The organism is Kribbella sp. NPDC048915, assembly GCF_040649595.1.
GTDB lineage: Bacteria > Actinomycetota > Actinomycetes > Propionibacteriales > Kribbellaceae > Kribbella.
Genome location: NZ_JBEZFT010000090.1, coordinates 19,357 through 30,341, shown reverse-complemented (window position 1 = coordinate 30,341; position 10,985 = coordinate 19,357). Strand labels below are relative to the sequence as shown.

The following is a 10,985-nucleotide window of genomic DNA, read 5'->3' as shown; positions in this document are numbered from 1 at the left end:
CGTACCCTTCACACGGGTCAGGAACCCACAACACCGTGGGTGAACCCACCGTGCGGGGACGCGGGCGTGCGGGGACGCGGGCGTGCGGGGACGCGGGCATGCGGGGACGCGCGCGGTCGTCCAGTCCGGGCGCTGACTCGGTCACCCAGACCCACTCACGGATCGGTCACAAGAGCCGGATATCCGTTCGTATGAGGTCGGTTGCGTCGGTCGTCGTGCGGGCCGAAAGATGTTGGCTTGAACAGGTTGTGGTGGGTGTGGAGTGGTTATTGCTTGTTCAAGGTCCCGGGATGGGGTGCACGGTCCCGGGATCGGGTGCACCGTCCCGGACGGGTGTGAAGGGCCCCGGGTGAGTGTGCGACGTCCCGGGTCGGGCGCGGCCTCCAGCGCGGGCGCCGACTCGGTCACTCCGACCCGCCCACGGATCAGTCACAAGAGCCGGATAACCTCTCGGATCCCCGCGGCCCGCAGTCGCCCCGCCTACCCGTCGCACGGGGTACGGCGCTCGGGGTACGGCGCTCGGGGTACGGCGCTCGGGGTACGGCGCTCGGGGTACGGCGCTCGGGGTACGGCGCTCGGGGTACGGCGCTCGGGATATGGCGCACCGGGTGCGGCGCTCGGGACACGGCGCTCGGGGTACGGCGCGCGGGTTCTCGCCTGGGGTATGGCGCGGGGGTACGGCGCGCGGGTTCGCGTCTGGGGGACGGCGGGGGTCGTCGAGTCGTGGCGAATGGTTCGTGTGGGGGTCGTCGAGTCGTGGATTTCGGTCGAACAACGGCGCCGAATTTCACGACTCGGCGAGGTAAGGCGGGCGTGCGGGGATCAGCCGGTGACGGGGTAGGTGAGGGTGCCGGCGGGGACGGGGTGGTGGGTGAGGGGGAGAGCCATCAGGTTGGGGCCGTCGTACTGCGGATGGTGGATGTTGAACGTGGTCGCCTGGCGGAAGCCGAAGCGGGGGTAGTAGTCGGCGTGGCCGAGGACGACGGCGACTGGTTCCTCGCGGGTTCGGGCGACGGTGAGAGCGGCGCGGACGGCCGCACTGCCGGCGCCTTGGTTCTGGTACGGCGGGAGGACCGCGACCGGGCCGAGCGAGAGGACCGGTACGGCGTCGACGTGGCAGCGGGTGAGGAGGGCGTACGCGATCGGCTCGTCGTTCGGCGTGGTCGCGACGAACGACAACCCGGGGATCCACGCCACCGGATCAGCGCGCAGGGCATCGAGGAACTCGACCTCGTACTCGCGCCCGAAGGCTTCGCGGGTGATCGTCCGGAGCGGTGCGACGTCGGACGACGTCTCGACACGGGTGTTCCAGGTGATGGACAACAGAGGTCCCTTTCGGAGAACCAGTGTCCTGCGAAAGGACACTAGAAGGTGAGGATGACCGAGGGCGCGGCCGAACGTGCGGCAGCGCGAACCAACGCGGTCATCAACTCACCTCCTGCTCCGAAATCCCGTTCACCGTACCCACACACCAAGAACCCCGCACCCGATTTATCCCTCAGAACAGCTGGGTGGTCAGAGGGTCCGCTGATGGCGGCCCGGTCGGGTGCCAGGTGTTGCCGGTTCGGCGGTAGGGGTGCCAGCGGCCTTGACGGTCGAGCCTCAGTTGCAGGTCGCCGCCGATGGTCAGGTGGTTGCCGGACGTGGTGACGTGCAGCGCGTCGTCTGCGGCAAGGACTTCGGCGCGGGCTCGATTCAGGTCGGCCGGGTCGGGTGTCCAGGTGTGTTCGAGTACGTCGAGGCCGGCTGCTCCGCCGTACTGCCAGGCCTGGATGCCGGGGGAGAGGTCGCGACCCGTGGACTCGGTCAGCGCCGGGACCAGTGATGAGTAGTCGGTCGCCAACCGAACAGAGTCCTGCCACTCGTCCAGCACCTGCGGCTCGGGAGCGCCGTGGAGCAGGGCGTTGAGGAGTGCGCGGGCCCGGCGAGCGGCGTCCAGCGCGAGCAGTTGCAGGACCTCAAGGCCGAGACCGTCGGGCGGCTCGATGCCCGCGACCGGCAGCTCGTCGAGGCTGACCTTCGCCGGCAGGCCGGGCGGTTCGGGGAGGTCGCGGACAGATCCTGCGAGTACGTCGCCGACCGCAACTCCGACCAAACCAGCCTCAGCATCGGCGCCCTCGGAACCCACAGCACCCGCAGACGACACCTGCAGTTCATCCAGCAGGAGCTCACGAGTGCGCCCGCGCAGCAGCAACAGCACGAACGGATCGGCGTCCAGCAACCACGCGACCTGATAGCACAGCGCCGCCGCGTGCTGGCAAGGCAGCTCCCACGCGTCGCAGGTACAGCTCGGATCGAGATCGCCGATACCGGGCAGCAATGTGACACCGGCGTCGGCCGCCGCGTCGACCAGAGAGTGTGGCATCTCCCCGTCGAGCAATGCCGCGATGTGCCCCGCCCGAGCCGCGACCTGTTCACGGAACCGGCGCCACTCGTCCTCGGTGAGTACGTCGACGTGCACCACGGACTCGTACGTGTCCTCGGGCGCGTGCACCGAGGCCGCGATCCGCCCGGGGCTGACCGTGATCGTGCCGACCTGTCCCGAGTTCGCGAACCGTCGGCCGCGCTGCAGCTGACCTGCGTCGAGCGAGGTGTCCTCCATCGCCTGGACCCACGCCTGCGCCCACCAGGATCTGCCGCGCGTGCTGCGGCGCTGGGCCGCGAACGGCGGGAACCCGCGTGCCTCACTCATCGCAGACCTCCGCGCAGCTCGACGAGGTCGGCCAGCTCGGCGTCGGAGAGCTCGGTCAGTGCCGCCTCGCCGCCGGACAGGACCGCCTCGGCCAGCTCGCGCTTGGTCGCGAGCATGGCGGCGATCCGGTCCTCGATGGTGCCTTCGGCAATCAATCGGTGGACCTGCACCGGTCGCGTCTGACCGATCCGGTAGGCGCGATCGGTGGCCTGGTCCTCGACGGCAGGGTTCCACCAGCGGTCGTAGTGCACGACGTGGTCGGCGCGCGTGAGGTTGAGTCCGGTCCCGGCCGCCTTCAGCGAGAGCAGGAACACTCGCACCTCGCCGGCCTGGAACCGATCGACCATCTGCTCCCGCTGCGGAACCGGCGTACCGCCGTGCAGCAGCTGGGACGGGATGCCGCGCTCGGTGAGGTGGCGCTCGAGCAGTCGCGCCATCGCGACGTACTGCGTGAACACCAGGACCGCGCCGTCCTCCGCGACGATTGTCTCGAGCAACTCGTCGAGGAGCTCGAGCTTCCCGGAGCGACCGGTCAGCCGGGCGTCGTCGGGCTCCTTCAGGTACTGCGCCGGGTGATTGCAGATCTGCTTCAACGCGGTCAGCAGCTTCACGATCAGGCCGCGGCGCGCCATCCGGTCGCTGGCCTGGACTTCGGCCATCAGCTCGCGGACCGTCGCCTCGTACAACACGACCTGCTCACGCGTGAGCGACACCGGCTGGTCGGTCTCGGTCTTCGGTGGCAGCTCGGGCGCGATGCCCGGATCCGACTTGCGCCGGCGGAGCAGGAACGGCTTGACGAGTTTCGCCAGCCGGGCCGCGACCTCCTCGTCCTTGTCCGCCTCGATCGGCGTCGCCCATTGACTGCGGAACGTGCCGAGCCGGCCGAGCAACCCCGGCGTCGTCCAGTCGAGAATCGCCCACAACTCGGACAGGTTGTTCTCGACGGGGGTGCCGGTCAGCGCGACACGAGCCCTGGCCGGCACGGTCCGCAGCGCTTTCGCCGTACCGGACGATGGGTTCTTCACGTGCTGCGCCTCGTCGGCAACCACGAGCGCCCACGGATGAGCGCCGAGTCGTACGGCGTCGCGCCGCAGCGTGCCGTACGTCGTCAGGACGAAGCCGTCCTGCGCCTCGTCGAGCGAACGCGAGGTGCCGTGGAAGCGATGTACCGCAGTGCCGGGGGCGAAGCGTTGCACCTCGCGCTCCCAGTTGCCGAGCAGGGACGCCGGACACACGACGAGGGTCGGACCGGAGGTGTCGGCGGACTGCTGACGGTGCAGGTGCAGGGCGATCAGCGTGATCGTCTTGCCGAGACCCATGTCGTCGGCGAGGCAGCCACCGAGTCCGAGCGAGGTCATCCGGGCGAGCCACCGCAGGCCGCGCAGCTGGTAGTCGCGCAGCGTCGCCTGCAGACCGGACGGCGCCTCGATCGGCTCGTCGGCGCGCTCGGGGTCGGCGATGCGGGCGCGCAGGTCGTCGAGCCAACGCGTGGCGGTCACCGCGATCTGGCGGCCGTCGACCTCGGTGGTGCCGGTGAGCGCGGCACCGAGTGCATCGATCGCGGTGACCGGTTTGAGGATCCGCTCACGCGCCTTCCGGGCCAGCTCGGGATCGATGAGCATCCACTGGTCGCGGAGCCGGACGACCGGACGGGTCGCTTCCGCGAGTTGGTCGAGCTCGGCGTCGGTCAGCGGATCGTCGCCGATCGCCACCTGCCAGCTGAAATCGAGCGTGGTGCTGCCGCCGAAGAAGCCGGGCAAGTCGCTCGGTGGTCCGTCAGCCGACGTGATGGCGGCTCGCGCGGTCAGACCACGCCGGAGACTGCGCGGCCAGTGCAGGTCCACGCCGGCTGCGGCGAGCCGCTGGCCCGAGCCGGCGAGCAGGTCGGCCACCTCTTCGTCGGCAAGCTCCAGTCGATCGGGTACGGTGGAGTCGAGGAGGCGGCCGAGTGGCAGCCAGACGCGCGCCGCACGACGGATCGCGAGCGTGGCGTCGATGCGGGCCCGCGGACCGAAGCCGGGGATGTCGGTGGACCAGATCTCATCCGCGTCGCGAACCAGGGTCGGATCCTTCAAACTGTGCAACTGGACGACGGCCGTGAAGGCGAGAGCGTCGGTCATCTCGATGCGGAGCGAGATGCGGACGCCGGTGTCGAGGCCGACGGAGACTTCGTCGGCCCACGTCCGCAGCCGCTCGGCGCGCTGCGGTGCGACCGTCGTGAACAGGTCGGTGCGATGGGCCTTCGCGGCGGCGGGAGAGCGCGGCATGCCGTCGGCGACGGCATCGAGGAACACCCGGACCAGGTCCTCGGCTACCGGCAGCCGTACGTCGGGCGCGCCGGTGACTGGGAGCGCCCGGGCCGTGGCCGGCATCGCCTCGGCGAGCGCCAGCACGCGGTTGACGTCCTCGCTGTCCAGCGGACCCACCCGCCACGCATCGTGGCCGTCCGGCGTGACGCCTGGCAGGAGCTTGCCGCGAGCAACCAACTGGAGCGCGACCAGGGCCGCGCCACCCCAGAACGCCGCCGACGGATGCGTTCCCGGTGCCCGCCGCATCCGCCCGAGATGCGGTACGGCGTCCGCGACAGGCAGCTCGACCGCGCGCACGGTACCGACCGAACCGGCGACCGGTGCGAGCGCGAGCTCGACCTGATCACCGACCCCGAGGGGGAGCGGGCCGCCGTCCGGGTCCCAGAACGCCACCCGGCTCGCCCGCGGCGGATCCGCCGGCCGGAACACCACCGCACACCCAGCCAGCTCCTGCCCCGTCCCCAACAACCGCAGACCTCCTACTCGACAACGGCGACCATGACCACGACAACCACGACAACCGCGACAACCGCGACAACCGCGACAACAACATGCACGACACCAGGTGGCACGCCTCAGACCGGCACGACTTCGGCTCCTTCGGCCCCGGGCTGCTCGAACTGGGTGCGGTACAGCTCCTCGTACCGTCCGCCCGCGGCCAGCAGCTCGGTATGAGTGCCGCGCTCGACGACACGCCCCGCCTCGATCACCAAGATCTGGTCGGCGGCGCGGATGGTCGACAGGCGGTGCGCGATGACCACCGCCGTACGGCCGGCCAGCGCTTCGGTCAAGGCGGCCTGGACGGCGGCCTCGTTGGTGGAATCGAGTGCAGCGGTTGCCTCGTCCAGGATGACCACTCGCGGCTGAGCGAGAAGTAGCCGGGCGATCGTCAGCCGCTGCCGCTCGCCACCTGACAGCCGGTACCCGCGCTCACCGACGACCGTGTCCAGCTGATCGGGCAGCGACCGGATCAGCTCACCGAGGCGGCTCCGCTCGATCGCGTCCCACAGGTCGTCGTCCGTTGCCTCGGGGCGCGCGAGCAGCAAGTTCTCCCGGATGGTGTCGTGGAACAGGTGGCCGTCCTGCGTCACCATGCCGAGCGTTTCGCGCAACGATTCCGCGGTCACGTCGCGGACGTCGACGCCCGCGAGCTTGACCGCGCCGGCGTCCACGTCGTACAGCCGGGGAATCAGCTGCGCGATGGTTGACTTGCCGGCGCCGGAGGATCCCACCAGCGCGACCATCTGGCCGGCCTCGGCGCGGAACGAGACGTCGTGCAGTACCTCGACACCGCCACGCGTGTCGAGCTTCGCGACCTCTTCGAGCGACGCGAGTGACACCTTGTCCGCCGACGGGTACGCGAAGCGGACGTGGTCGAGCTCGACCGTGACCGGTCCCTCGGGCACCCGGCCGGCGTCGGGCTTGTCCTTGATCAGCGGCTCCAGGTCGAGCACCTCGAAGACCCGCTCGAAGCTCACCAGCGCGGTCATCACCTCGAGCCGCGCGCTCGCGAGCGCCGTGAGCGGCGAGTACAGCCGGGTCAGCAGCAGCGCCATCGCGACGACCGCGCCCGGATCGAGCTGGCCGCGCAACGCGTAGAACCCGCCCAGCCCGTAGACGACCGCGAGCGCGAGCGCGGAAACGAGCGTCAGCGAGGTGACGAAGACCCACTGCACCATCGCGGTCCGGACGCCGATGTCGCGCACCCGCCGCGCCCGCACCGCGAACTCGTGCGACTCGCGGGTCGGCCGGCCGAACAGCTTCACCAACGTCGCGCCGGGCGCCGAGAACCGCTCGGTCATCTGCGTGCTCATCGTCGCGTTGTAGTCCGCGGCCTCCCGCTGCAAGGCGGCCAACCGGGTACCGATCCGGCGCGCCGGGATGACGAACACCGGCAGGATGATCAGCGCGAGCAGCGTGATCTGCCACGACACGCGCAACATCACCACGAGCGTGAGGACCAGCATCACCAGGTTGCTGACCACTCCGGACAGCGTGTCGCTGAACGCACGCTGCGCCCCGATCACGTCGTTGTTCAGCCGGGACACCAGCGCGCCGGTCCGGGTCCGCGTGAAGAAGGCAATCGGCATCCGCTGGATGTGGTCGAACACGGCCGTCCGCAGGTCGAGGATCAGCCCCTCGCCGATACTCGCGGACAGCCAGCGCGTCAGCATGCTGATCCCGGCCTCCGCCACCGCGATGGCCGCGATCAGCAGGGACAGCTGCACGACGACGCCGAGCGCCTTGCCGCCGACGATCGCATCGACCACGCGGCCGGCCAGCACCGGCGTGGCGACCGCGAGCACCGCTGCGCCGACGCTCAGCACGAGGAAGGCGATCAGGTATCGCCGGTGCGGTCGCGCGAACGCGAGGATCCGGCGCAGGGTTTCGCGCGAGAAGGGCCGCTTCTCGTCCTGCGCGTGCATCGCGTGGTACAGCGAGTTCCACGCGGTCATTTCCATACTCACGGCTGTGCTCCGGCTGCTCGTTCGGCTGGGGACGTCGATGATTCCGCACGCCACCGACAAAACCCGGCGTACGTCTTCGCCACGACCCGACGCTAAGACCTCAACAGAACTTCAGGTCAATTGCGTACACTGTACGAAGAATAGCGGCTGAGGAAGAATCGCGCACATGACGACGGAGTACAGCGGCAGCGGCGACCCGGCGAAGAGTCTTGAACTCCTCTGGCGGAGTCGCCCGCAGCCGACCCGCGGACCGAAGCCCGCGCTGACCGTCGACGGCATTGTCGCCGCCGCGTTGCGGATCGCGGACGCCGAGGGGCTGGGGGCGATGTCGGTGCGCCGGGTCGCCGACGAGCTCGGTGTCGGCGCGATGACGCTGTACAGATATGTCCCCGGCAAGGGCGAGCTGCTCGACCTGATGCTCGACACCGTGTACGGCGAGCTGCCGCGCCGCGCCGTACCGGGGGACTGGCGGGCCGCGCTCGACGAGGTCGCCCGTGAGAATCGGCAGCTCTACCTGCGGCACCCGTGGTTGCTCCAGGTCGCGACCAGCCGGCCGCCGCTCGGACCGAACGTGATGGCGAAGTACGAGTGGGAGCTGAGTGCGGTCGAGGGGATCGGGCTCACGGACGTCGAGATGGACGCGACCGTCGCGCTCGTCAACGGATATGTGCACGGCGCCGTCCGGACGGCGGTGGAGGCGCGGCAGGTGATCCAGCGGTCTGGGATGACGGACAAGGAATGGTGGCTGGCGCACGTGCCGCATCTCGATCAGATCGGCGATCTGGAGAAGTTCCCGCTCTCGGCGCGGGTCGGGTCGGCGGTGGGGAATGAGTTCGACGCCCCGTACGATTCCGAACATGCCTTCGAATACGGTCTGGAGCGGCTGCTCGACGGCGTATCTGCCCTGGTCGCGAACCGGACTGCGCCAGAACCGTAAATCCGGTTGTGAGTGAGTACTCACTCAGTTACCGTGGAGCGCGTGAGTCCACGAGCCACCCCGCTGCCACCCGAGGAACGACGCGCTGCGATCGTCGCCGCGACGCTGCCGTTGATCGAGGAGTACGGCACGGACGTGAGCACCAAGCAGATCGCCGAGGCGGCCGGGATCGCCGAGGGCACGATTTTCCGGGCGTTCGGCAGCAAGGACGCGCTGCTCGACGCGGTGATGGCCGCCGCGCTCGACAACGCCGAGCTGATCAAGGCGCTGCACGGCGTCGACCGGTCGCTGCCGCTGCGGGAGCGGACGGTCGCCGCGGTCGAGGTCGGCCAGAAGCGCCTGCGCAGCGTCTTCCGGCTGATGCTCGCCCTTCGCCTGCGCCAGCCGCCGAACTTCAAACAAGCCGAAGCCGACCAGGTCCGCCGCAAGCAGCAGGCCGACGAGGCGAACGCCGCGTTCGCGGAGCTGCTGCGGCCCGACGCGGACCAACTGCGCTTCCCGCCCGAAGAAGTGGTGCACCGAATCGGTCTGCTGACCTTCTCGGCCACCCACCCAATGATTTCCGGCGGCCGGGTGCTGACCGCCGAGGAGATCGTCGACTTCGCCTTCGACGGACTCCTCAAGCACGAGACCGGTCAGCCGCCGGCCGCCGAGGGTACTGCCGAGTTCGCGCTCGACGGTGCCCGCCGTCACGACTCTGGGGAAGATTGATGCTACTTCGCGTCTTGCGTACGCATTTGCGTCCGTACGCAGGAAACCTGTCCCTGGTGGTCGTCCTGCAACTGATCGGGACGATCGCCTCCCTCTACCTACCCAGTCTGAACGCCGACATCATCGACAACGGTGTGGCCAAGGGCGACACCGGCTACATCATGCGGACCGGCGGCTGGATGCTCGGCGTCAGTCTGGTGCAGATCATCTGCACCATCACCGCCGTGTACTTCGGGGCGAAGACGGCCGCACTGTTCGGTCGTGACGTCCGCGCCGCCGTGTTCCACCGGGTCGGGGAGTTCTCCGCGCGCGAGGTGAACCAGTTCGGTGCGCCGACGCTGATCTCCCGCAGTACGAACGACGTCCAGCAGATCCAGATGCTGGTCGTCACCACCTGCACGATGCTGGTCGCGGCACCGATCACGATGGTCGGCGGTGTGATCATGGCGGTCCGCGAGGACGTCGGGCTGTCCTGGCTGGTGGCGGTCGCCGTACCGCTGCTCGCGGTCACGGTCGGTTTCATCGCGAGCCGGATGGTTCCGCAGTTCCGGAAGATGCAGAAGAACATCGACGGGGTGAACCGGGTGCTGCGCGAGCAGATCACCGGCATCCGGGTGGTCCGCGCGTTCGTCCGCGAGCCGCACGAGGTCGAGCGCTTCGGCGAGGCGAACCAGAACCTCACCGACACCGCGATCCGGGCCGGCCGCCTGATGGCGCTGGTGTTCCCGACCGTGATGCTGATCCTGAACCTGTCCAGCATCGCCGTGCTGTGGTTCGGCGCGTCCCGGGTCGAGAACGGGACGATGGAGGTCGGCGCGCTGACCGCGTTCCTGAGTTACCTGATCCAGATCCTGTTCTCGGTGATGATGGGCGTGTTCGTGATGATCATGGTGCCGCGCGCCTCGGTCTGCGCGGACCGGATCTCCGAGGTGCTGGGCACCGAGACATCCGTCCGGCCGCCGGTCACGCCGATCACCAGCTTCACCGGTCGCGGGCAACTGAGCTTCGAGCACGCCACGTTCCAGTACCCGGGCGCCGCCGAGCCGGTGCTGCGGGACATCAGCTTCGTCGCGTCCCCGGGGCAGACGACCGCGATCATCGGCAGTACCGGCGCCGGCAAGACGACGTTGATCTCGCTGGTGCCGCGGTTGTTCGACGCCACCGGCGGACGGGTGCTCGTCGACGGTATCGACGTCCGGGACATCGAGCCCGAGGCGCTGTGGGAGCGAATCGGCCTCGTGCCGCAGCGGCCGTACCTGTTCTCGGGGACGGTCGCGAGCAACCTGCGGTACGGCAACCCGGACGCGACCGACGACGAGCTCTGGGAGGCACTTGAGATTGCCCAGGGCAAGGACTTCGTCGAGGCGATGCCCGAGGGGCTGAACGCTCCGATCGCGCAGGGCGGTACGAACGTGTCCGGCGGCCAGCGGCAGCGGCTCGCCATCGCGCGGGCTTTGGTCCGCAAGCCCGGGATCTACCTGTTCGACGACTCGTTCTCCGCGCTCGACCTGTCGACGGACGCCCGGCTGCGCGCCGCGCTCCGACCGGTCACCCGGGAGGCCTGCGTGGTCGTGGTCGCGCAACGCGTGTCGACCATCATCGACGCCGACCAGATCGTGGTGATCGACGACGGCGCGATCGTCGGCAAGGGCACCCATCAAGAGTTGCTCGACACATGTCCGACGTACGTCGAGATCGTCGAGTCCCAGCGTTCCGCGGAGGAGGCGGCGTGAGCGACGAACAGCAGTCGTCACCGAACGGGCAAACAGCCGCGGAAACCACCACGGCAGCCACGGCCACGACGGCCACCGCGGCGAAGACGGTCAAGGCGACCGAGCGACCCACCACCGGGCGCGCGTTCGGCCCGC

7 protein-coding genes are annotated in these 10,985 nt (G+C 69.4%); 3 read left to right on the top strand and 4 right to left on the bottom strand.

The window, feature by feature from the left end; translation table 11 throughout:
• Positions 1–822 precede the first annotated feature (822 nt).
• The 4 genes from AB0B82_RS30565 to AB0B82_RS30550 form a co-directional block, all read right to left on the bottom strand.
• Positions 823–1,323 carry an N-acetyltransferase gene (locus tag AB0B82_RS30565; protein ID WP_360176281.1) on the bottom strand — a complete coding sequence of 167 codons (501 nt, stop codon included), beginning with the start codon at positions 1,321–1,323 and terminating at the stop codon, positions 823–825.
• A gap of 175 nt (positions 1,324–1,498) precedes the next feature.
• A complete protein-coding gene (locus AB0B82_RS30560; protein WP_360176278.1) occupies positions 1,499–2,692 on the bottom strand; it encodes an SWIM zinc finger family protein in 1,194 nt (397 codons plus the stop codon).
• Positions 2,689–5,466, bottom strand: a complete 2,778-nt coding sequence (locus AB0B82_RS30555) for a DEAD/DEAH box helicase (RefSeq protein ID WP_360176275.1) — start codon at positions 5,464–5,466, stop codon at positions 2,689–2,691. The genes AB0B82_RS30560 and AB0B82_RS30555 overlap by 4 nt, the downstream gene beginning before the upstream one ends.
• A 110-nt stretch (positions 5,467–5,576) precedes the next feature.
• Positions 5,577–7,457, bottom strand: coding sequence for an ABC transporter ATP-binding protein (locus AB0B82_RS30550; protein WP_360176290.1), 1,881 nt, complete (start codon positions 7,455–7,457; stop codon positions 5,577–5,579).
• A gap of 178 nt (positions 7,458–7,635) precedes the next feature.
• On the opposite strand from AB0B82_RS30550, the gene AB0B82_RS30545 reads away from it, so the two are divergent.
• From AB0B82_RS30545 to AB0B82_RS30535, 3 genes are read left to right on the top strand one after another with little or no spacing between them, the layout of a single operon-like run.
• Positions 7,636–8,406: a TetR/AcrR family transcriptional regulator gene (locus AB0B82_RS30545; protein WP_360176272.1), complete on the top strand. Its 771-nt coding sequence runs from the start codon at positions 7,636–7,638 to the stop codon at positions 8,404–8,406.
• Positions 8,407–8,448: 42 nt separating this feature from the next.
• Positions 8,449–9,117 (top strand): TetR/AcrR family transcriptional regulator, encoded by a 669-nt coding sequence (locus tag AB0B82_RS30540; protein ID WP_360176269.1) that lies wholly within the window; start codon positions 8,449–8,451, stop codon positions 9,115–9,117.
• Positions 9,117–10,850, top strand: a complete 1,734-nt coding sequence (locus tag AB0B82_RS30535) for an ABC transporter ATP-binding protein (protein ID WP_360176266.1) — start codon at positions 9,117–9,119, stop codon at positions 10,848–10,850. Before AB0B82_RS30540 ends, AB0B82_RS30535 begins: the two co-directional genes overlap by 1 nt.
• The last annotated feature ends 135 nt before the right edge of the window (positions 10,851–10,985 follow it).

What these genes read in the sequence shown, in the direction of transcription:
- AB0B82_RS30535 (WP_360176266.1), top strand. Translation starts at nt 9,117, where the DNA reads ATGCTACTTCGCGTCTTGCGTACGCATTTGCGTCCGTACGCAGGAAAC.
- AB0B82_RS30545 (WP_360176272.1), top strand. Translation starts at nt 7,636, where the DNA reads ATGACGACGGAGTACAGCGGCAGCGGCGACCCGGCGAAGAGTCTTGAA.
- AB0B82_RS30560 (WP_360176278.1), bottom strand. Translation starts at nt 2,692, where the DNA reads ATGAGTGAGGCACGCGGGTTCCCGCCGTTCGCGGCCCAGCGCCGCAGC.
- AB0B82_RS30550 (WP_360176290.1), bottom strand. Translation starts at nt 7,457, where the DNA reads ATGACCGCGTGGAACTCGCTGTACCACGCGATGCACGCGCAGGACGAG.